This window comes from Arthrobacter sp. StoSoilA2, assembly GCF_019977195.1.
Classification (GTDB): Bacteria; Actinomycetota; Actinomycetes; order Actinomycetales; family Micrococcaceae; genus Arthrobacter.
Map to the genome: position 1 here is coordinate 4633638 of NZ_AP024643.1, position 21656 is coordinate 4655293.

Consider the following 21656-nt stretch of genomic DNA (forward strand, 5'->3'; position numbering starts at 1 on the left):
CGCCTCAACCAGCTCCCTGGCTCAGCCGAACGGCCGCCTCCTGCTGGACGCGGGCAGCCTTGCTTGAATAGTCGGCGATGATCCGGAGTTCGTCGTCGCTGTAGCCTTCCAGCAGCGCGGCCATCCCGGCCATGAAATCGGTGAAATAGGGCGCCGCGGCAGCAACCTGGTCACCTACGAGCTCGATCAGGACCTTCCGCTTGTCCTCGCCATGCTTGACCCGCCGGGCCACGCCTTTGCTTTCGAGGCGCTGCATGAGTCCGGTGACCGATGCGGGGGCCAGGCCTGAATGTTCCCCGAACTCACCCGCCGTCATTGGTCCGTGGCGCAGCAGGATATCGATGGCCTTGCCCTCCGTCGCCGAAAGGCCGCGCAGTTCAGACAGCGCGGTGTGGAACATGATCGCGGCAGTGGACAGCTCCCGGCCAGACTCATAAACAGTTTCCAGCAGAGCTTCGCGTTGCCCCTGATTCGTCATACTCCGAGGCTAGCAAAGTCTTTCGCTTGCCCGAAACGATTGACGGGCTAGCGACTCAGGATTATCTTTCTTTTAACCGAACGAAATAAATCCAAGAAGGAGCTCCCGTGCTGAACTGCGTTGTCATCGGATCGGGCGTAGCCGGCCTTTCTACGGCCCTCTCACTCCAGGAAGCCGGCCACTCCGCCACCGTTTTTGAAGCGCACAATGGACCTTCTGACGGAGTCGGCGCCTTCCTCACCCTCGCCGTCAACGGTTTCGACGCCCTGGACACTCTGGGACTCAAGGAGCACGCCGCGCAACTGGGCTTCAGCACTCCCCTTATGTCCATGTACCTGGGCAGCACGGGTCGCCACCTGATCGATTTCGATTTCGGCGGCACCCTCCCGGATGGCACCACGGCCCGGACCATGACCCGCTCGGAGCTGTACACCCTCTTGCGGGAGCAGGCAGTCCGCCGTGGGATCCGGATCGAGCACGGCAGGCGCTTGGCAGCGGTCAAGGACCGGCCCGACGGCGTCACGGCCGTTTTCGACGACGGCACCTCCGCCCGCGGCGACCTGCTGGTTGGTGCCGACGGGCTGCGCTCGGCGGTGCGGCCGCTGATCGACCCCGCCTCGCCCGCACCGCGCACCATCCCGCTGCTCAACACGGGCGGCATCATTCCGGCCAACACCGTCTCGTTGGCGCTCAAGGAGGTCGACCTGGGCGTGTCCCCGGGGCGCATGAAGATGGTGTTCGGCAAGCGCTGCTTCTACTGCTTCATGCCCAGCCCCGACGGCAGGATCTGGTGGTTCGCAAATCCCTTGCAGCGCTCCAGTGCTGATCCTTCTTTGCTCGGCCAGGAGGATCTCAGAGCTTGGTCAACAAGCTTGGTAAAGGCAGACCGGACACCGATGGCGGCCCTGATTTGTGCCACGGAAGACATCATCAAGCCGTATTCCACGTTCGATTTTCCCAGCGTCCCCCGCTGGCACCGCGGCAGGATGGTCCTGGTGGGCGATGCCGCCCATGCTGCGTCCCCTTCCTCCGGGCAGGGCGCATCGATGGCGATCGAGGACGCCGTCACGCTGGGCCGCGCCCTTCGGGGGGCCACGGGCGACGACAAAGAAGCCAGCCTCACTGCCCGGTTTGCGGCCTACGAGGCGGAGCGCCGCCCCCGTGCGGAGACGGTGGTTGCCTGGGGCCGCCGGAATTCCGAACCCAAGGTCAGGAACCAGTTCACCCGCGTACTCCAGGACCTGGCCATGCGTGCCATCTTCCGGGGACTTGCCCGGAAGGCGGCAGACAACTTCGAGTGGCTGTACGGCCATCACATCGACTGGAATGCGGTCCCCGGGTTTGCCGACAGATGACCACGTCACTCACCCGGAAGGAGTTGTGTCAGCTCCCCCGGCCGCTGCCTTCTCCATATAGGACGCCGAGACCCTCCGGTAAACGGGCGTCAGGAAGGCGATCAATGCCGCCGCAATGAGAACGAATCCGGCAATCAGGAACACGAGGGCGATCCCGCGGGACGTGCCCTGACCCAATAGTGGTTCGAGCTGGGCGGCACCCTCTGCGGAGCGCGCGTACGGAATGATCCAGAACTGGGCAAGCGGGGCAATGAGGAAAGCGGTGATGGGCGCTGCGGCGGACTCGAACGCCATGTCGAATCCGAATACCCTGCCTTGCCGGTTCAGGGGAACCACCTGCTGGATAACCGTCTGCTCGGCCGCTTCCACGATTGGAACCAAGGTCAAATACAGCCAGATGCCAGCCACGTACAGCCATGCCCATTCACGCAGGGTGAACACTGCACCAAGGAATCCCATGACGGCGACAACGATCAGCATGGTTCGCAAGGGGTTGGAGCCGAGCCCAAACTTTCCTACCAGCGCGCCACCCACAAGGAAGCCGGTGGAACCCACGGCGAAGAACGTTCCCCACATCTCAACGGAGAACATTTCCAATCCGTACGGATCCATCAACGCCATGTACACACCGCCCACGAAGTTGTTGAACGTGGAGAACACGATCAGTGCGAACAACCCGGAGATAGCCAGCACAGCGGCAAGTGAGCCGCGGAAGTCGAAACCGCCATGTGCGTCAGTGGCTGCCGCTTGCACCTCTTCGGGCATTCGCAACGTGAGCAGGTGCGCGAACGCCAGCGCCGTAAAAACCAGGGAGGCCACAATGGTCCAGCCCATGCCCAGCAGGCCCACCGACAGTCCGGAGAGGACGGAGGTGACAATGAACATGAGACCCTGCACCATCCCCACCATTCCATTTGCATTGGCCCGGCGATCAGGCTCAATGAGGATGGTGACGGTGGTGGAGAGGGCAATGTTGCGCAAATTCTCAACGACGGCACCCACGAGGATGATCAGCGTGAAAATCCAGAACCATGGCTGTGCCAAGTTCAGCAGAAGACTTGTAGGGGTGAGGAGAAACAGCACTCCTGACAGCACGAACATCACCAGGGTGAACCCGGCAGCGAAGCGCATCACGGCAAGCTTCCGATACCTGTCCACGAACGTGCCGAAGCTGATGCTGGAGAGTGCAATCAGCAGCATGTAGGCACCCCCGACGACCCCCGTGGCAATCACGTTGCGGGTTTCGAGATAAACCCAGAATGTCAGGGCGAACCAGAGATAACTTGTGGTGATATTTGCCAGGGCGGTGTTCACCAGGATCCCCATGAAGGTCCGGGATCGCTGTGCCGGAGTGCGCAGGGAGAGGTCGATAACTTCAGTAACCCCAGCCGGTTCCTGCTCGGTCATGCGTTCCAGTGTACTGACACCAATTGCCGCAGATAAGGGTTGGCGCCAACGCAAACCTTGTGACAATCCAACACGGCCAACCTCCGGGTAGGATCGGCAGGGAATCCTAAAGAAGCCTGGGGGAAATTCTTGATGAAAGGTGCAAAAGGCCAGCTCGCCTTCACCGACGACGTTAGCCGGGATCTGGAGTTGCGGGAGTACGGACTGGACCCCGGAGAAGATTCCACCCTGCTTCCCAACGCCGCCGTGATGAGTGCCCTCCAGAACCTCGTGCGCCTTGCCACTGAGCTTTGCGGCGCCCCTTTCGGGGTAGTCAACATCATTAGCGCCGAATACCAATACCAAATTGGCGCCTGGGGTGTGGAACCGGGCATGTGCTCTCGCGAAGATTCCATGTGTGCCAAGGTGTTCCTCTCCCGCGAGATCACCGTTATCCCTGACGCTTCGCTGGATCCGCGGTCCGCTGACAACCCGTTCGTGACCGGTGAATTGGGCCGGGTGCGGTTCTACGCTTCGGTTCCGTTGCAAACCGAGTCAGGATTCGTTCCAGGCACCTTGTGCGTCTTTTCTGACAAGCCCAAAGAGATCCGGCCTGAGCAAGTCGGCATGCTGGAAGTCCTGGCCAAGCAAGTGGTGGAGCTGTTGGAGCTGCAGCACCGCACAATCCAACTGGACCGCACGTATGCAGAGTTGAGGGAGAGCAACGCAAAGCTGGCTGGTTTCGCGGGCCGCGTCAGCCACGACCTCCGGATTCCGCTCACCACAATCCTGGGTTACGTGGAGTTGGTGGAGGACGATCCGGACGTCCAAACGGACAGCGCGGCAGCCAAATACCTGAGCCGCATCGGGGCAAGCGGCCGCCGCATGTTGGGGATGCTGGAAGACGTCCTGAGCTACTCAAGGGTGGGCGGTGGCATCCAGCCGCAACAGGTTTCACTTAAAGAGGCAGCGGGCGAGGTGGCCAGGGACCTCGGCATCGAGGACGACATCCTTGAAGTGCAGGACCTGAACCTCCAGGCAGACAAGGGCCAACTGCGCACTCTGCTGCAGAACCTGCTGTCCAACGCCATGAACTACCGCAGCCCCGAAAGGGACCTGCGTGTCCGGATCAGTGGAGTCTCCAATTACCACGGCGCCACCATTTTCGTGGCCGATAACGGTAAGGGCATCCACGCGGAGGATCGGGCCAAAGTCCTGGAACCGTTGGTGCGCCTGCGCCGCCAAGGCGACGGGCCTGGCTCCGGCCTGGGACTGGCCACCTGCAGCAGCATCGCCAAGGCCCATGGCGGTGAACTCACGCTCTCGGAAACTGCCGGCGGCGGAACCACGGTGGCAGTGAGCTTTCCGGCCTGACCATAGCGGCACGCAAGGCAAGAAAACGCTCGACGTCGACCTGCCGCCGTCGTGCGTTTCCGGCCTCAGGCGCTAGCCGCGGCCGTTCCCCTTACCTTTTTCAGGCTTGGTCTCGCTCTTTCCGCCGCTCTTGGCGTCCGCGAGATCCTGGGGATCGGTGCCTGCACCATCTTCGGCAGGCACGATCGCTTGAACGGCGGGCGCCGGAACGGGCTGCTGATCCTGCACATCCACCACCTCGACTGCAGGCGCCACCGCGGGCGCCGTTTCCAGGGGAGTCGCCGGCCCGCTGGGTTGGGACTCAATGACGGAGACACCGGGATCGGTCTGCCGCGTCGGTTCGGCTGAAGGTGCCGATGAAAAGACGCCATTGAAGACCAACGCCACAGCGACCGGAACGGCGAGGGCAGCCGCAACCAGCCCGGCGAGCACCTTGGACTTCTTGCCAAAAGCCCTTGGACCCGCAGCGGAAGCGCGCCTTCCCCCGGCTGAAGGAGCGGGCCCGGGGCTTGAGGTAACCACCTGCGGCGGCCGCGACGGCAAAGCCGGCTTCGCTGGAATGGCAGGCGCCGCTGGAACTACCGGCAGGGTTGCCGTTGCCACAGGCGGCAGCTTTCGACGTCGGCCGGCCAGGACTTCTTCAACGTCGCCCGCCGTAGGGCGTCGTCCGGGATCCATGTCGGTCATTGCCTGAAGGAGTCCGCGCAGTCCATTGGGTAGGTCTTCCGGGATCTCAGGTGCCCGGTGAAGGCGTGCCGAGGCCGTCTCTACCGGCGTTCCAGGGTATTCGGTCTTGCCAGTGAGGCACTCCAGGAGGACCAAGCCCAAAGAGTAGATGTCGCTGGCAGGCGTCAGGTGCAACCCTTGTGCCTGCTCCGGGCTGAGGTATTGGGCGGTGCCGACGGTGAAGCCCGTTGCGGTGAGGCGGTTATCGTCCATGACCAGGGCGACTCCGAAATCTGCCAGCTTCACAGATTCGGCTCCATCTGTCCCCTCGGAGACGACGATATTCGCCGGCTTGATGTCGCGGTGAATGACGCCCTGGGCATGCACCTGGGCAAGGGCGCCAGCCAGTCGCACGCCGATGCGGGTTGTTTCGGCATGCGTCAGAGGCCCATCGGACAATACGGCTTTCAGGTCACGACCCTCTACGAGTTCCATGACCAGGTAGGCGCGTTCTTCCTCATTGCGGGTATCCACGCCCGCATCGAAGGCTGCCACCAAGCCTGGATGGTCAAAGGCGGCCAGCAGCCGCATCTCGGTTTCCTGGCGGGCCCTGAATGAGTCGTCGCCGGAGCCAGGAAGGAAGATCTTGATTGCCACGTCCCGGCCAAGGAGCAAATCCGTGGCCCGGTACACCGTGGACATGGCTCCCCGGCCCAAAACAGGTCCCAGCAGATAGCGGCCATCAATAGCAGTCGCACTGGAATCGGTCACGTGGAACTCCACGGCCTCGTCTTTGTTGCCCACGAATTGTCACGCCCTTCAGGCCCACCTGCGTGCATCGGACCCTAACAGTGTCCGCTGCTACCAGGCAACGCCGCCGATCAAACTTTCACGAGAGCCGCGCGGCCGCCCTGTTCGGCGAAACCGCTACGGCTTGAGCAGTCCTGCGTCAAACAGCATCATCCGGAATTCACCAGATAAGTCATCAGGATACTTAGTATTGACCCGGAAGGGAAACGCGACCTCCCGCCGTCGGACGTTTTCCTTACGTGACGGACGAAACTGCGGCCCGGACGGCTGGAAGGCACAATGGAAGGCATGACCCTTACTACCTTCGCCCTCCTCCGCCATGGCCAGACCGACTGGAACGCGGAGCGCCGGTTGCAGGGGGCCACCGACATTCCACTGAACGACGTCGGCCGCGAACAGGCGCGTGAAGCCGTTGCCACTTTGTCCAATTACCAGTGGGACGCGATCGTTTCCTCGCCCTTGAGCCGTGCCGCAGAAACCGCTGATCTGATCGCCGAGGGCCTGGGCCTTACTGTCGCCCGGCGGGTTCCGGAGCTTATTGAGCGAAGCTTCGGACCGGCCGAAGGTCTCCAGGCTGGCCCGGAACTCGAAGCACTCCGCATCCCTGGCGGTTTCCGAGGCGGCGAGAGCGATGACGATGCAGCCAGCCGTGGCATTGACGCCCTGGAACAGCTGGCACAGGAATTTTCAGGACAGCGCGTCCTGGTGGTAACCCACGGCACCCTGATCCGGCTGACGCTTAGCCGGGCGATTGGACGCGCGCTTGATAGCGTCCACAATGCCGTGCTGAACCTCGCCCATCACCATGCCTCGGATGGCTGGAAGCTGGAGTACTTCAACGGCGAGCTGCTGACGGCTGACGTGGACAGCTGACACAACCGCGAAATTCAGCGAATCTTATTGACATTGCGCATGCCAGTTTCTGTATGCTCAAGAGGGTCAAGCAGTTGGCGCCATTCGCTCCGGTTCCCTGGAGGTCAGCTTGGCTCTCACACTTGTTGGCTCCCGACTCGTGACCACTGAAGCCTGCCGGGCCAACGCAATCACGCTGACGGCAAGGGTGACTCTCGCTACCGACGGCTGGTTTGAACTTCGCGTCATTCAAATACCGGGGCTGGTGCTCCACGTTTCCCGGCTGGAAGAGGCGGCACAAACTGTGCTCGACGCCGCAACTGCCTCAAGCGGCCGGAAGCCGGAAGAGTTCGACGTCCAGTTCCAATGCTGAGCAAGCCGGCCCGGGTTGGGTCAACGGGCCTCAAGCCGGCTTCGCAGTTGCTGTACGAAGTCGGGATAGGCCGCGGCAATCTCTTCCAGATCCACCGTTTGGGGAAAGTCGATCACGGGTTGGTGCCCGGCCAGAAAGTTGGCCGTCTCTTCAGTGATGATCTGCCCATCCTGGCCGTCCAGCCCGGCCTCGGCGAGGAACTCAGGGGTGATCCGGAAGACGGATTCCGCGGTCTGCCCTTCGGATTCCCAGCGCACCAAGTATTCATCCTGATTTACGAGTTCCACATCGAATGACTTCTCCATGGCAGCAGCCTACGTCGTGTTCAGCCGTGACCGCTGGTTGTTCACTAGGATGACTGCATGGCAGCCATCGAATCTGTAATTATCGAGGTCGCTCCCACCACGCAGCAGGTGGAGGCCTTCTACGCTGACGTTTTCAGCATGGGCGGCAGGGTTCAGGTGCGTCCATCCGAGGCGCCGACCACGGGCTTTCGTGGATTTACGATGTCGCTTGTGCTCTCCCAGCCAGCCAGCGTAAACAGCCTTATGGACAACGCCCGCGACGCCGGCGCGATGGTCATCAAGCCGGCCGCCAAATCGCTGTGGGGGTACGGCGGAGTCCTCCAGGCTCCGGACGGCACCATCTGGACAGTCGCCTCCTCGTCCAAGAAGGACAGCGGTCCGGCCAATATGAACATTGATGCGATGGTGCTCCAACTCGGAGTCGCGGATGTGGCTGCCAGCAAGCAGTTCTATCTCGAGCGGGGCCTCACCTTGGCCAAGAGTTTCGGAAACCGGTACGTCGAGTTTGATACCGGCACCATCAAGCTGACGCTCAATAAACGCAGCGCGCTTGCTAAGACCGCCGGGGTATCACTTGACGGCACCGGGTCACATCGCCTCCTCATCAGCGGCGATGCAGGCACCTTCACCGACCCGGACGGCTTCACCTGGGAATCACCGCTGGACTGAGGATACGAGCTTTTTCGCCCGGATTGCAGGCAAGAAAACGCACGACGGCGACCACCCGTCGTCGTGCGTTTTTGCCTGCCTTGGAAGGAGCTAAACCTCGGGTCGCGGACGCCTGTCGATGATGGTTTCGGGAGCATCGCGACGCTCCACGATATGGTCCGTACGCCGGGTGCGGCTTGCCATGATGATGGAAATGATCAGGCCCAATACGCCTACAGCCATCAGGATGTAGCCGATCAGGACCTGGTCCACGAAGGGGATGAGTCCGGGGGCAAGCGCAAAGGCCAGAATCGCTCCAATGGCGATCAGTGCTATGGAAGAACCTATTCTCATGTCGTGCTCCTCTCACTTCCGACCGGCCCGCGAACGGGTGATCACGGAACTGCGTCGATATCGTAAGCATACTTCCCAATTTGCGGCATGCGATAGATTGTGCCCGCCATTGTTCCCCTCCCGGCCGCCCCGACGTGGGCTGCGGATCAGTGCCCAAAACCTGCAGCAAACCGGGCGACGGCGTCCTCCGGAGTGGGCGGCGGACCAAAAACTTCGGCTTGCCGGCTCGTGTTGGCCACATATCGGCCCGTCTCGAACCAGGCGGACATGCTGGCCATGTCGCTTATCAGCGGAACAAAGCGTTCAGTGACTTTGCCCAGGCCCTTGAGCACAGGCGTTGGGACGGCCATGATTTTGATGTCCTTGCCGTCGGGCCCGCCGTGCCTGGACAGGAGATCCACCGCCTCGGACATGCTGACGGGCCGGGTCCAGCCGATGTCGATGCGTTCGCCATCGGTTATCTCCGCATCCACGGCATCGGCAAGGTATCCCGCGAGGTCGCTGGTGAGGACGAAGGTCAGCGGGGTGTCCTTGGAACCGATCCACATGACGCGGCCTTTCGCCAGAGGGTCGCCGCCCATCCCGGCGGTCTGGTCAAAGAACGCACCCGGACGAAGCGCAACGAACGGCACGCCCAGCTGTTCGAACGTATCCTCGGCTTGTTTCTTGTGCCAAAAGTGCGGCACCTGGGGTGTCAGATCACAGGTGAGGATGCTGATGAGGACAAACCTCGGGACACCTGTTTGTTTGGCCGCCACCGCCAGGTTGCTCTGGCCAAAGGTGTCGATCGCATTTGCGTTCTTGTCGTTCCGCGTATACCCGGCAGCAGTGGAAATAACTCCGGCCGCCCCGGTCATTGCATGGATCAACGACGCCACGTCAAGCATGTCGCCACGGACTACCTCGACACCTTTGGCTTCGAGCTTGCCGGCGTCGGATTTTGCCCGGACCAGCGCCCTGACGCTTTTGCCGCGCTTGAGAAGTGCATCAACTACCTGACTGCCAAGGTAGCCGGTGGCACCGACCACGAGGACAGGCTTTTCTTCAGCCATGATTTGCTCCTTGGACTCGCCGGGTTCGCTCCCAGGAACAGTCGTAGCATGCCTCGCGGCGCTGATTCCAGACTTCACGCAAACGCACGGCGGCGACCTGCCGCCGTCGTGCGTTTGACCCCTCCCCGATCAAGCCCTTTGGTGACCATCCGGTCAAATGGTGATGGCGATCTTCCCGCGTGTTTTGCCGGCGTCGAAGTAACGCATGGCTTCCGGAACGTGGTCAAGGGGATAGCTCAGGTCGATAGCCGGGACGATGGTTCCGGCTTGGAGGAGACCGGCGAGGTGCTCAAGGTCTTCCGAACGCTCAGTACCAACGATCATGGTCAGCTTTTGGCTGATGAAGGGGGACAGTGCCAGTGCGCGGAACTGCCTGTCCATGCCACCCGTTAGCGGCCCACCTTCTTCACCTCCAGTAAGAACCGCCGTCCCGCTGTGGGTGAGCGCCCGGCGAAGACGCTTCAGGTTGGGGTTTCCGGCGAGATCGATGATGACGTCATAGTGCTCAGAGCCGTCCGCGAAATCCTGTTTGATGTAATCGATGACGTGGTCGGCGCCGAGGGACAACACGTGGTCCGCCTTGCCGCCGCTGCAGACCGCGGTAACTTCAGCTCCTGCGGCTTTGGCAAGTTGCACTGCGTAGCCGCCAACCCCGCCAGAGGCGCCAGTGATCAGCACTTTGAGCCCCTTCGAGGTTTGCCCTGCCGGCGTCCCGACATCCATCCCACCTGCACGTAGAGCCTGAAGCGCGGTGCAGGCTGAAACGGGAACCACTGCGGCTTGCTCGAAGCTGATGTTTGCCGGTTTGAGGGCGAGGTGGCCTTCCCCCGCAACGGCATACTCAGCGAAGGAGCCCTTCCCCACACCGAAAACGTGATCCCCGACCGCGAAACGGGTTACGCCAGGCCCCACGGCTTCAATGATCCCGGCGAGGTCGAGCCCGGGCACGGGATTCTTGGGGCGCCGGAACCCAAAGGCCAGGCGCAGGGCGTAAGGCTTCCCTGTCATGATGTGCCAGGTCCCGCGGTCCAGCCCTGCAGTGTGGACCCGGACCAGCACCTCATCGTCCGCTATCTCCGGCTTGGGGATCCGGGCCAAGCGAAGGACGTCGGCGGAGCCGTAGGCATCCTGGACGACCGCCCGCATGGTGACTTCCGGGGTGGGCGCCACATCGGACGCAGACGATTCCTTGGCTTGCTGACCAGTGGTCATGGCCGTTCCTTTCAGGAGTTCAGCTATTTTTCGTACGCTGTACTAAAGACGCTACCGTACAATGTACTAAAACGGAACACCCAAAGGAGATCCAGTGTCCGCCGTACGCCCTGAGCGCCTTCCCCTTAGCCGCGAAAGGGTCCTCACATGCGCTGTGGAACTCGCGGACGAGTCGGGCATATCGTCGCTGACCATCCGCTCCCTGGCGCAAAGCATGGGCACCAAGCCGATGTCCCTCTACTACTACGTGGCGAACAAGGACGAAATCCTGGACGGCATCGTGGACATGGTTTTCAGTGAAGTTCCGTTGCCCTCGCCTTCCGGTAACTGGCGGGAGGAAATGCACGATCGGGCACACGCGATGCGGGCAGCCCTCACCCGGCATCCATGGGCGGTTGGATTGCTGGAAAGCCGCTCCGCCCCTGGGCCCGCAACGCTCCGACACCATGAGGCGACGCTAGCCACCTTGCGGGCAGCAGGATTTTCGGTCCAACTGACGGCCCACGCATACGCGGCGCTGGACAGTTACATCTACGGTTTCGCCCTACAGGAGGCAGCGTTGCCCTTTGAAGGTAGGGATACCGCAGCCGAAATCACCACCCCCATCATGGAGCGGTTCTCAACCGGGGAGTACCCGCGCATGGTGGAGATCGCCGTCGAGCATGTCCTCAAACCCGGCTACGACTTCGGCGACGAATTCGACTTCGGATTGAACCTGATTCTTGACGGCCTGGACCGGCTGATGGACGATGCCGGCGCAGCAGCCGAATAACCGCCGCATCCGTTGAGGTGCGTGAGGCAAAAGGGTACGGTCAGGGCATACTCGACGCCGTCTGATTTTAAGGATCTGATGCCATGGCCAGAATTGAGGACTATGCGATCATCGGGGACTTGAATACAGCCGCCCTGGTGGCACGCGACGGATCCATCGACTGGATGTGCCTGCCCCGCTTCGACTCCCCCGCCTGCTTCGCCGCCTTGCTGCATACCCCTGAAGCTGGCCGATGGCTCCTCGCGCCCACAGAGGCAGGGGCGCGGAACGACGGAAACTGTACGCGGCGGCGCTACCGTCCGGACACCCTGATCCTGGAAACGGAATGGGAAGTGGACGGCGGTGCGGTCCGTGTCACCGACTTCATGCCCGTCCGCGATGACGCTGTAGACCTCGTGCGGATCGTGGAAGGCCTGTCTGGCGAGGTAGCCATGCGTGGGGAGCTTATCCTCCGTTTCGACTACGGTCGCGTGGTGCCGTGGGTGCGCCACAACAAGCACGGAATCAGCGCCGTGGCGGGGCCCGATTCCGCCTACCTCACGACGCCCGCTCCACTCAAAGGCGTGGACAGGCGCACGATCAGTGAGTTCACAGTCCGCGCCGGGGAACGTATCCCCTTCGTGCTTCGCTGGGCACCAAGCCATGAACCGGAGCCCCGGCGAATCGATGCAGCCAAAGCATTTCACGCTACAGAATCCTTCTGGCGCGAGTGGATTGACCAAAGCGAGATGGAGGGCAAGTACAAGGAACCGGTGGAGCGATCCCTCATCACCCTCAAAGCCCTGACGTATGCCCCAACGGGAGGCATCGTTGCGGCTGCTACAACGTCCCTTCCCGAGCAACTGGGCGGTTCCCGCAATTGGGACTACCGCTACTGCTGGCTGCGCGATGCAACACTGACCCTGCAGTCTTTGCTTGCCGCCGGATATACGGAAGAAGCAGCAGCCTGGCGGGAATGGCTGCTCCGCGCTGTCGCGGGTGATCCGTCAGAGCTGCAGATCGTCTACGGCCTGGACGGCGCCCGCAGACTGCCGGAGGCTGAGATCCCGTGGCTTTCGGGCTACGAAAATTCCCAGCCAGTCCGAACCGGGAACGCCGCGGCCCCCCAGCTGCAATTGGACGTTTGGGGCGAGGTCTTGGATGGGCTCTCGCTGACCAGGGCAGCTTCCCCGCCGGGCACCGTGGACACGTCGTGGGACATTCAAGTGGCGTTGATGGAGTACCTGGAAGGGGCTTGGGACCAACCGGACAACGGGCTGTGGGAGATGCGCGGCCCCCGCAGGCATTTCACCCATTCCAAAGTCATGGCATGGGTAGCTGCTGATCGCATGGTCAAGGCCGTAAAAACCTCAGGATTACCCGGCCCCGGAGACCGTTGGGCGGCGCTGCGCACTCAGATCCATTCAGAGGTAATGACGAAAGGATTCGATGAAGGGCTCAACAGCTTTGTGCAGTCCTACGGAAGCAAGGAACTGGACGCCAGCCTGCTCTTGATCCCCCGCCTTGGCTTCCTGGGGCACCGCCACCCCCGCGTTGCGGGAACGGTGAAAGCCATTCAGGAAGGCCTCACCGAAGATGGACTGGTGCTGCGCTACCGAACCGAGTCCGGCCACGACGGCCTTCCCGGCGACGAGGGAGTGTTCCTTGCATGCTCGTTCTGGCTGGTGGATGTGCTACTGGGCCTTGGCCATGCCGGCCAGGCAACCGCATTGTTCGAGAGGCTGTTGACGCTCCGAAACGATGTTGGGCTGCTGAGCGAGGAATGGGATCCCAGAACCGAGCGGCAACTCGGAAACACGCCACAAGCGTTCAGCCACTTTCCACTGATCCACTGCGCCCTGCAACTCCATCACGGCGAAGCCCACGGCAGTGACACGCCGCTGCGTAGGCCGAAACACCCGGAGCAAGGTACCGACCAGCTCCCGCAACAGGCCATCTCCGAAAGCGGCCCGGGCACCGACCATCCGGCACCAAAAAAGCGCCCCGAAACCAGCCGCTGAAAACGCTGCAGTTACGATTCCGTTTTTTGATCGTCCGGATCCGGGGCTTCAGCCTTGTGCTTCGCTTCCTCCAGGTGTTGATCGAGCTTGCGCTCGGCCTCCCGCCGACGCTGGCCGATAGTCCTCATCTGCTGTGTGGTCGGAGATCCCGCATCGGCATCCTGCCACTGATCGCGTTCCTCTGACCCTGTGCCTGAGGGCACGCCCGGGCCCTTCTTCTCTTCATCGCCCATAAGGAAATCGTCCCATCGCCTGGGCTTCTGCGGTAGGACCGGCTGGCTGGACAAAGACCAGGTGGCAGTACGGGGCCCGACGGCGGCCTCCCGCCGTCGGGCGTTTTCACCACTCAGTGGCGCGGCAGCTGCCGCAGTTTTCAGCGGCGGGTATCGCGCGTGCCTTCAGTTTCGATGTTCTCCTTGCGGACTTCCTCACGCTCGACCGGCACGGTCGTAGTCACGTTTTCGGTGGTGATGTACTTGCGAAGGCGCGCCCGTCCGGCCGCTGTCCTTTCAGTCCCGACGTTGAGGCGCTCTTCAGAACGGGTCATGGCATCCTCGCCCGCGCGTGCCGTACCAGTCGTGTCAACGTCCATGCCGCCGACGGCGTCCACTCCGGCCCTTGTGCCCATTCCGGCGCTTGTTTCCATTCCGGCGTCTGTTTCCATTCCGGCGCTGGGGTCCGGGTAGTCACGCCGACCCTCGAAGGCACCCCGGTCCTGGATGCTGTAGTGGTTGTAGAGCCGCTCTTCTTCACTGGGATCGAGGTGCCCATCTTCGGCCACGCGGGGTGCGTCCTTGATGTGATCCTTGCTGTAGGGAACAACGACGTCGTCGCCCTCAAGGGTGGCCCCCTCCAAGGGAATGAATGATTCAGAAGTACCGAAAAGACCGGTTTTGACTGTTACCCATGTTGGCTCCCCCGTGTCGTCATCGGTGTAGAACGTTCCGATTGACCCAACCTTGTCCCCCTCCGTGGTCCGAACGTTTCCGTTGAGGCCCATCAGACGGTCAATGTTCTCCCTGGCGAGCATGATGTCTCCTTGGAATGTGATTGTCTTGCCTTTAGTGCCCGGCGGCCTGCATCACCAGGCGTAGATTCCGGAATCAGGACGGGGAATTGATTCAACCCGCTGACTTCACGGAACAGAAATACATAAGCATGCTTACTATTTTCTTGGCAAGACCCAATCGAAGATTCGAAGCCCTTGAGCGCAGACTTTTCCGGTTGCCGAAGAGAGTCCCTCCGGGAACCCCCATCAACCGGGACTCCCTCAGGCTGAATGCCCATGATGGTCTGGAACCATGACCACTGATACTTTGCGGGCACCAACAGCCCGTCGCCTGCCGCTTGTTACCTATGTGCTCGCCGCGGGCGTGTTCCTTATGGGCACCACAGAATTCGTGGTGGCCGGGATCCTCCCGGAGATCGCCCAGGACCTGGGTATCACGGTAGGAAATGCCGCGTTGATGATTACCGTCTTCGCGGTCGGCATGATCGTTGGAACGCCCACGATGTCGATTCTCACCCTCAGGATGCCGCGACGCGTCACCCTCAGCCTCGCGTTGGTGGTTTTCGCCGTTGGCCACGTCATCGTCGCCCTCACCACCGACTTCGCGCTGATACTCGGAGCCCGGTTCCTGACCGCTCTGGCTACTGGAGCCTTCTGGGCCGTCGCCGCCGTCGTGGGGGCGAAGACGGCCGGCGCCGCTTCAGCCTCCCGTGCTTTAGGCGTGGTTTTGGGCGGCGGCATGCTGGCCAACGTGATCGGTGTTCCGTTGGGGGCGTTTGCCGGCCAGTCGATCGGTTGGCGAGGCCCGTTCTGGATCCTCAGTGCCCTGGCACTCATGGCGGCGTTGGTCGTTTACCGTTTGGTCGGCGTCGAACCTTCCGCTGGCCCCATCCCCTCAGTTCGGGCCGAGATCGCCAGCATGCGTGACGCCCGGGTGTGGCTTGTTCTTTTGGGTTGCGCAATCGTGTGTGGATCATCCCTGGCGGCCTACAGCTTCATCTCACCGCTCCTCACACAGAACACAGGGATGGGGGCAGCGGCAATTCCGCTGGTGTTGGTGGGCTATGGCGTTGGAGCGTTCATCGGTTCCAACCTCGGTGGCCATTTTGGCGCACACCGCCCCTTCACGGCACTGTTCGTCTCGGCAGCAATGACGTTCCTGGTGCTCGGGGCTCTCTGCCTGCTCTCACGCAACGCCGTGCTGACCGTGATCCTCATCTTCTTGCTGGGCCTGTTCGGCATGGCAACCAACCCCATCCTCATAGGCAAAGCAGTCGGTTATGCCCACCATGCACCCACGCTCGCCTCGGCCCTCAGCACGTCTTCGTTCAACCTCGGCACAGCAGTAGGTTCGTGGATCGCAGGCTTCGCAGTCGAGTCCGCGCTCGGCGCAACTGGCCCAGTGCTGGTGGGTACCTGCATAGCGGCACTGTATTTTCTCCCACTCACCATCTTGTGGCGGAAAGAACGGTCACCTCAGCCGTCCGAGGCAGCCCTCTCAGGCTCAGCCTGAGCTGCCGTGCCATACTCGCTGGCAGCCCACGAGGCGAGGAGCTGCAGGCGCTCCGCCGAAGGCGACCCCGGTTCCGCACTATAGATCGTCAGGGTCAAGCCCGGCTCAGCGGCCATTTCCAAGCCCTCGTAGGCGAGCGTCAACTCACCTACAACTGGGTGATTGAATGTTTTGAAACCCGTCCCGTGGTGGCGGACGTTATGAGAACCCCAGCGTTTCCGGAACTCATCGCTGCGGGTACCCAACTCACCGATGAGGTCATGAAGTTCCTTGTTGTGCGGATCGCGACCGGCTTCGGTCCGCAGGATGGACACAGTCACCTCGGCGAACGCATTCCAATCCGGATAAAAATCATGGGCGCGTTCATCCAAAAACGTGTAGCGCGCTATGTTCGGCGGCTGGCCGGGCATGTCGTAGCAATCCTTGTAGAACGCCCGCGCCAAGGGATTAACCGCCAACAGATCCATCCGGCCGTTGCGAACGAACGCCGGGCCGGCAGTGACAGCATCCAGCGCCCATTGCAGGCTTTGATGCGGAACGTAGGACTTGGAGTTGCGCCGCCTGGGCGGACGGGCCACCGGACTGGCCGCGTGGGCGAGGTCGAACAGATGGGCGCGCTCGGCGTCGTCCAAACACAACGCCCTGGCGATGCTCTCAAGAACTTGAGGGGAGGCTCCGCTGATCGCGCCACGCTCAAGGCGCGTGTAATACTCCACGCTCAACCCGGCAAGCGTGGCCACTTCACTACGCCGCAGGCCTTTCACCCGCCGATTGGTCCCGGCGGGCAAGCCAACCCGCTCAGGGGCAACATGGGCACGGCGTGAGATCAGGAATTCGCGGACCTCGGCTCGATTATCCATAGCCTCAACGCTAGGCCAAGCAGGCATCGGGAGGGAGTCCCTCCCGATACCTGCTTCGCTTACCGCACGACGGCGACCTCCCGCCGTCGTGCGTTTTCCACACCCAATTCCGCGCCCAACATGGCCGTGTCAGTGTGGAACGTTAGGGTTGGTCCAAGACATCTGACGAGGAGAGCAATTGCCGTACATCGTTGACTTCAAGAACGTTTCTACCGAGGGCCTGGAGTCTTCTCCGGTTGCCGCGGCCCTCGCAGGACTGCGCGCGAACGAGGCCCGCTATTACAAGAACAAATACGACCATGACTTCACCGTGAGTCCCGCAAGTGAGGTGCCGGAAGTCGTGGATCGGGTGAGCCGGATCCTGAAGGAAGAGCGCGACATCGTCATCGAGTCCCGCCCCCTTGAGGCGACGGCCTTCGAAGTGGACGGCCTACGGATGGATTACGTGTTCTACGAGTCCGGGCTTTCCATCAACGTCATGTACAGCATCGAGGAAGGCGGGAAGCGGGCGGTCGGTTTCAAGCTCGCCGAGGGCATGGATGTTCCCGAAGAACTGGAACCGCGCTTCAAATTCGCCCGTCAGAAGTCCAAGCTGGCAGGGGTAATCCGGGGATCGTACTTCGTGATCAAGGGTCAATACTGACCGTTGGCTCTGACTACATGCCCTATCCCAAACGCGCCGGGACCCTCTATTCTCTTGACATGGGCGTTTGGGGAGCGTTGTACCGCACCAAACCCGGTTGCAAGAGCATCGGGCGCGGGTGACGCGTGGATCCCCAAGACAAGGTTCCTTCGCCGGACAATTACGCCGCATTCCTCGCAAGGTTGGACGCGGCAACCACAAGCCTGACCAGCCGGGCGAGGGCCCTTGACAAGGCATTGTCGGCGATCTCGCTGCTCTTGGGACGGTATCAACGGGCCCTTCGAGGCTGGGAACGGAGACTGGGCCGCGTCGATGAGGAACTAGACCGGCACTCCGGCGAGCCCCAGACGTCGGCTGCCCTTCATGAGCTCCAACGAACTGCCGTTCAGATGAGGTCAATGCACAGTGCACAGGTCCTGCGGCTCACGGAGAAACTGTCGCTCAAGCAAGGACAACGAGACGCCGTAGGCCGCTCGCTCCTCGAACTTGAAGTCATCAGGGCCAAACTGGAAACGTCCCGGAGGTTGTCACGGGACCGCGAAAACCTGGGCAGGGCCCTCTACGAGCTTGCGGGTACCGGCAGTGGCGCCGCGAAGATCCCCGATGTGGGATTGCGGAACGACCTTAGGGAAGCACGCGAGGCAGTAATTCTGGCCGAAGCACTCCTCGAAGTGAAGGGATCCTGACCATGGAAAACGCGCCGGATGCTGTTGAAATCGTGCGCTGGATGAGGAAACCCGGCGACAAACCCATTATCAAATTCGTCACTTTCAGCATCCTTGCCGTGATCCTGTGGCTGATCCTGATGATCTTCATGCCTGCCCTGAGAAACGCTGTCCCGGCGTCGATCTTCATTGCCGTGTTCGCCGCGATACTTACTATTCCCACCGTCGTCGCCCAGAGGAACCTGGTGCGTGGCTTGGCAAAACGGATCAACGACACCCTCACGGAGCTGACAGGCAGCCCCGACGACAAGATCTCCACGAAGCAGCTACGGAAATTGATCAAGAGCGGCGAGCAGCTTCCACTGCTGATCAATGGGGTTCCAGGTTTGCGGCTGCACGTGAAAAGGGTTGCAAGTGCCAAGGAAGATGGCTCCGAGAGACTCCTCGCGATCATCACCGTTGCCCCGGTGAGCAGTGGAACTGCGAGCTTTGACCGGCTGCTTGAGGCGGCGTTGTACGGATGACGGTTGGGCTGGCCTTCGCTGGCTCTTGGGGACTGAAACGGGGCTAGTAGGACAATGGTGCTTTTTTTGGCGCTGTAGCGGTCTGGATCTGGGTCCCCCAATTCGACTTCAGAAGAAGCCCGGTTCAGTGCTGACCGACACATTTCCAAGCGGGTCAGTCTGTTCTCCTGGCAATCCACGCCCCGCGCGATCTGTGGGCCCTAGATCTCTGATTCTGAACACATGGTTGATGCCTGGAAACGGTTGGGAAGCTTGTGGCACCCAAGGGCAGCGGCACTGCTTCCTAAAAATGTCAGACCCTGGTGAGAGGGTTTATTCATGGGAAGCATTGGGGAAATCATGGCGCGTCGGGCAGCGATGCCTGGCGTCGCGATGCGCCCCCCGGGCCTTCCCCGAGGAAGCCACGCCGGTCCTGCCAGCGGCCATGCCGGCTGTGAAAGCCCGACGGCGTCGGCTGCGGCAAGCGGCGATTCGGAGAAGCTCAGGGCCATGGCGCTGCTTCGCGGCATTGAACCGAAATCCTTCGCCACCCTTAGTGAAATGGACCGTGAAGGCGAGCCTGTTCACGGCCTGGAACCACTGCCCTTCGCCGGCCTTGGGGTCGATCCTGAAGTTGAAGTCGATCCAGGAATTAGGGTCGATTCTGAAGTCAGCCCTGTTTCCCCAGGACTGGGCGGTTCCTTGGGAATCGGCCGTTCCGCGGGAATTGAGGGTGCGCCGGGACTTGGGGATGCACTCGGACTTGGGGATGCGCTCGGACTTGGGGATGCGCTGGCGGACAGCGTTGGGGCCTTGGAAAGTCTGCGTTCCGTCACCGTGGCCGGTGCCCCGGGGTTCGGGTTTGCCGAAGCCGCGGGGTTCGCCGGGCGGGTGGAGGAGATCGCCCGCACCGTGGAATACCTGCAGGTCATCGCGGCGCACGCCGTGGAACGGACCCGTACCCAGGCCCAGCAGGCACGGCCCTCCTCCGCGGCGGGCACGGGATGGCAGACAGGCTGGACCAACCCCACACCCACAGGACCAAATCCCGCCACCGCCACAGCCACAGCTGCAGGATCCGATACTGCTGCTGGATCCGCCGCCGTTGCTGGCTTCTCCACTGCCGGCGGATCCGCCGCCGCTGCTGGCTTCAATACTGCTACTGGATCCGCCACCGCTGCTGGCTTCAATACTTCTGCTGGGTTCGGTGCTGCTGCTGCGGCGGACGCTGCTGCGGTGGCGGACGCTGCTGCGGTGGCGGACGCTGCTGCGGTGGCCGATGATGGCTACCGCAACGCCGCGGAATTCCTGCGGGCCCGTTTGCGGATCGGCATCAGCGAAGCCCGGCGCCGGCTCGCCCTGGCCTCCCAGGTCCTCCCCGGGACCGGAATCGCCGGGCAATACATCCCGGCCCGCCGCGAAATCCTCGCCCAAGCCCTCGAATCCACACAAATACCCACCCGGTCCGCGAGCATCATCAGCGCCGCCCTGGACAAAGTACGGCTCCTCACCGACGAAGAAACCCTCACCCGGATGGAACACGCCCTCACCCGCACCGCCGCCGGGTCCGACCCCGACTTCGTCCTGAAAATGACCAAACGCTGGAACGACCTGATCGACCAGGACGGCCCGGAACCCAGCGAAGAAATCCTCCGCCAACTCCAAGGCACCTTCATCCGCAAACCCCGCCACGGACTGCACCACCTGGAAATCTTCGCCACCACCGAACAATACGAAACACTCACCACCGCCATGAACACCGCCACCAACCCCCGACTCACCACCGCAACCACCGCAACCACCACAGCCACCGGAGCCAACGGAGCCACCGGAACCAACGCAGCCACCGGCGAAGGCAACGTCACCGGGGAAACCAACGAGAGCGTCGACGGGAACGTCGACGGTCAGGCACCCGGAACCGTCCACGGCAGTGACCGCGGGAGCGAACCAACGGGGCCGGACCTGGACCGGCGTTCCCGGGCCCAGAAACTCCTCGACGGCCTCGTCGGAGCCTGCGGCGTGGCACTGACCACCGGGAAACTGCCAGCCAACGGCGGACTCCGCCCCCAAGTCACCGTCACCATCAACCACCACGACCTCTTCCAACAACTCACCCGCACCGCCCCGCCCGGCGCAGCCCCCACACCACACGGCGCAGCCGCCACCCAGACCACACGACCTGGGCCTGGAACGGAAGACCCCCGTCCCGGCGCAGCCACACCGCCCGGTGCAACCGCAACACCACACGGCGCAGCCGCCTCCCCACCCGGCGCAGCCGCCACCCAGACCACACGGCCTGGGCCTGGACCGCAACACCCCCGGCTCAGCTCCGGCTCCGCCACCTTCGCCGGCCCGATGCACCCCAACACCATCCGCAAAATCGCCTGCGACGCCGACATCCTCCCCGTCCTGCTCGGCAGCGAATCCCGCGTCCTGGACATCGGGCGCACCACTCGGATCTTCCCGCCCCACATCCGCAAAGCCATCACCGCCCGGGACCAAGGCTGCGCGTTCCCCGACTGCACCATGCCCGCCCCCTGGTGCGAAGCCCACCACATCACCTACTGGTCACACGGCGGCACCACGTCAACCAACAACGGCACCCTGCTCTGCAGCCACCACCACCACCTCATCCACAAAGAAGACTGGCGCATCGACATCACAACAGGGGTTCCGTGGTTCATCCCGCCACCCCACATCGACCCCAAACAAACACCCCGACGCAACCACCACCACACACCCCTCAGAACATAAGAGTCCGCCGCGTCCAATTGCGCTCTGCTGCCTCGCCACAAGGGTGACCGGCCTCGCCACAAGGGTGACTGT

22 protein-coding genes are annotated in these 21656 nt (G+C 62.3%); 12 read left to right on the plus strand and 10 right to left on the minus strand.

The genetic code is table 11. The annotated features are described in order from the left end of the window. Positions 1 to 4: 4 nt before the first annotated feature. Positions 5 to 478, minus strand: coding sequence for a MarR family transcriptional regulator (locus LDN82_RS21185; RefSeq protein WP_224165746.1), 474 nt, complete (start codon positions 476 to 478; stop codon positions 5 to 7). Between the two features lie 107 nt (positions 479 to 585). Between LDN82_RS21185 and LDN82_RS21190 the strand changes: the two genes are divergently transcribed. Continuing rightward, positions 586 to 1833: an NAD(P)/FAD-dependent oxidoreductase gene (locus tag LDN82_RS21190; RefSeq protein WP_224165747.1), complete on the plus strand. Its 1248-nt coding sequence runs from the start codon at positions 586 to 588 to the stop codon at positions 1831 to 1833. A gap of 9 nt (positions 1834 to 1842) precedes the next feature. On the opposite strand, the gene LDN82_RS21195 is transcribed toward LDN82_RS21190, so the two are convergent. Further along, positions 1843 to 3240 (minus strand): MFS transporter, encoded by a 1398-nt coding sequence (locus LDN82_RS21195; protein WP_224165748.1) that lies wholly within the window; start codon positions 3238 to 3240, stop codon positions 1843 to 1845. Positions 3241 to 3372: 132 nt separating this feature from the next. Between LDN82_RS21195 and LDN82_RS21200 the strand changes: the two genes are divergently transcribed. Beyond that, positions 3373 to 4593: a GAF domain-containing sensor histidine kinase gene (locus LDN82_RS21200; protein WP_224165749.1), complete on the plus strand. Its 1221-nt coding sequence runs from the start codon at positions 3373 to 3375 to the stop codon at positions 4591 to 4593. Between the two features lie 72 nt (positions 4594 to 4665). On the opposite strand, the gene LDN82_RS21205 is transcribed toward LDN82_RS21200, so the two are convergent. Continuing rightward, on the minus strand, positions 4666 to 6030 hold the full coding sequence (locus tag LDN82_RS21205; protein ID WP_224165750.1) for a serine/threonine-protein kinase: 1365 nt from the start codon (positions 6028 to 6030) through the stop codon (positions 4666 to 4668). A gap of 318 nt (positions 6031 to 6348) precedes the next feature. On the opposite strand from LDN82_RS21205, the gene LDN82_RS21210 reads away from it, so the two are divergent. Next, positions 6349 to 6942: a histidine phosphatase family protein gene (locus LDN82_RS21210; protein WP_224165751.1), complete on the plus strand. Its 594-nt coding sequence runs from the start codon at positions 6349 to 6351 to the stop codon at positions 6940 to 6942. Positions 6943 to 7051: 109 nt separating this feature from the next. Then, positions 7052 to 7294, plus strand: a complete 243-nt coding sequence (locus LDN82_RS21215; protein WP_224165752.1) for a hypothetical protein — start codon at positions 7052 to 7054, stop codon at positions 7292 to 7294. Between the two features lie 20 nt (positions 7295 to 7314). On the opposite strand, the gene LDN82_RS21220 is transcribed toward LDN82_RS21215, so the two are convergent. Beyond that, a complete protein-coding gene (locus tag LDN82_RS21220) occupies positions 7315 to 7599 on the minus strand; it encodes a hypothetical protein (RefSeq protein WP_224165753.1) in 285 nt (94 codons plus the stop codon). A 57-nt stretch (positions 7600 to 7656) separates the two neighbouring features. On the opposite strand from LDN82_RS21220, the gene LDN82_RS21225 reads away from it, so the two are divergent. Then, a complete protein-coding gene (locus LDN82_RS21225) occupies positions 7657 to 8268 on the plus strand; it encodes a glyoxalase (protein ID WP_224165754.1) in 612 nt (203 codons plus the stop codon). A 90-nt stretch (positions 8269 to 8358) separates the two neighbouring features. On the opposite strand, the gene LDN82_RS21230 is transcribed toward LDN82_RS21225, so the two are convergent. From LDN82_RS21230 to LDN82_RS21240, 3 genes are all read right to left on the minus strand, one after another. Further along, positions 8359 to 8601, minus strand: coding sequence for a DUF6458 family protein (locus tag LDN82_RS21230; RefSeq protein ID WP_224093076.1), 243 nt, complete (start codon positions 8599 to 8601; stop codon positions 8359 to 8361). Between the two features lie 146 nt (positions 8602 to 8747). Then, positions 8748 to 9653 (minus strand): SDR family oxidoreductase, encoded by a 906-nt coding sequence (locus LDN82_RS21235; protein ID WP_224165755.1) that lies wholly within the window; start codon positions 9651 to 9653, stop codon positions 8748 to 8750. A gap of 153 nt (positions 9654 to 9806) precedes the next feature. Next, on the minus strand, positions 9807 to 10865 hold the full coding sequence (locus tag LDN82_RS21240) for an NAD(P)-dependent alcohol dehydrogenase (RefSeq protein WP_224165756.1): 1059 nt from the start codon (positions 10863 to 10865) through the stop codon (positions 9807 to 9809). A gap of 94 nt (positions 10866 to 10959) precedes the next feature. Between LDN82_RS21240 and LDN82_RS21245 the strand changes: the two genes are divergently transcribed. After that, complete coding sequence (locus tag LDN82_RS21245; RefSeq protein WP_224165757.1) at positions 10960 to 11637, plus strand: TetR/AcrR family transcriptional regulator C-terminal domain-containing protein; 678 nt, start codon at positions 10960 to 10962, stop codon at positions 11635 to 11637. An 83-nt stretch (positions 11638 to 11720) separates the two neighbouring features. Further along, positions 11721 to 13637: a glycoside hydrolase family 15 protein gene (locus LDN82_RS21250; RefSeq protein ID WP_224165758.1), complete on the plus strand. Its 1917-nt coding sequence runs from the start codon at positions 11721 to 11723 to the stop codon at positions 13635 to 13637. An 11-nt stretch (positions 13638 to 13648) separates the two neighbouring features. Here LDN82_RS21250 and LDN82_RS21255 read toward each other — a convergent pair whose 3' ends face one another. Both LDN82_RS21255 and LDN82_RS21260 read right to left on the minus strand, forming a co-directional pair. Next, entirely contained in the window at positions 13649 to 13870 is a 222-nt protein-coding gene (locus LDN82_RS21255) for a hypothetical protein (RefSeq protein ID WP_224165759.1), read from the minus strand. Between the two features lie 140 nt (positions 13871 to 14010). Next, entirely contained in the window at positions 14011 to 14667 is a 657-nt protein-coding gene (locus LDN82_RS21260) for a PRC and DUF2382 domain-containing protein (protein ID WP_224165760.1), read from the minus strand. A 271-nt stretch (positions 14668 to 14938) separates the two neighbouring features. On the opposite strand from LDN82_RS21260, the gene LDN82_RS21265 reads away from it, so the two are divergent. Then, the gene (locus tag LDN82_RS21265) at positions 14939 to 16159 is read left to right on the plus strand and encodes an MFS transporter (RefSeq protein WP_224165761.1); all 1221 of its coding nucleotides are present in this window, start codon (positions 14939 to 14941) and stop codon (positions 16157 to 16159) included. Here the strand turns inward: LDN82_RS21265 and LDN82_RS21270 are convergent. Next, the gene (locus tag LDN82_RS21270) at positions 16123 to 17019 is read right to left on the minus strand and encodes a helix-turn-helix transcriptional regulator (protein ID WP_224165762.1); all 897 of its coding nucleotides are present in this window, start codon (positions 17017 to 17019) and stop codon (positions 16123 to 16125) included. The genes LDN82_RS21265 and LDN82_RS21270 overlap by 37 nt on opposite strands. A 178-nt stretch (positions 17020 to 17197) precedes the next feature. Here LDN82_RS21270 and LDN82_RS21275 point away from each other — a divergent pair, with 178 nt between their 5' ends. From LDN82_RS21275 to LDN82_RS21290, 4 genes are all read left to right on the plus strand, one after another. Next, positions 17198 to 17662, plus strand: coding sequence for a phage tail protein (locus LDN82_RS21275; protein WP_224093064.1), 465 nt, complete (start codon positions 17198 to 17200; stop codon positions 17660 to 17662). A 125-nt stretch (positions 17663 to 17787) separates the two neighbouring features. Further along, on the plus strand, positions 17788 to 18348 hold the full coding sequence (locus LDN82_RS21280) for a hypothetical protein (RefSeq protein ID WP_224093063.1): 561 nt from the start codon (positions 17788 to 17790) through the stop codon (positions 18346 to 18348). Positions 18349 to 18350: 2 nt separating this feature from the next. Beyond that, positions 18351 to 18851, plus strand: coding sequence for a hypothetical protein (locus LDN82_RS21285; protein ID WP_224093062.1), 501 nt, complete (start codon positions 18351 to 18353; stop codon positions 18849 to 18851). 318 nt (positions 18852 to 19169) lie between these two features. Further along, on the plus strand, positions 19170 to 21584 hold the full coding sequence (locus tag LDN82_RS21290; RefSeq protein WP_224165763.1) for an HNH endonuclease signature motif containing protein: 2415 nt from the start codon (positions 19170 to 19172) through the stop codon (positions 21582 to 21584). Positions 21585 to 21656 lie beyond the last annotated feature (72 nt).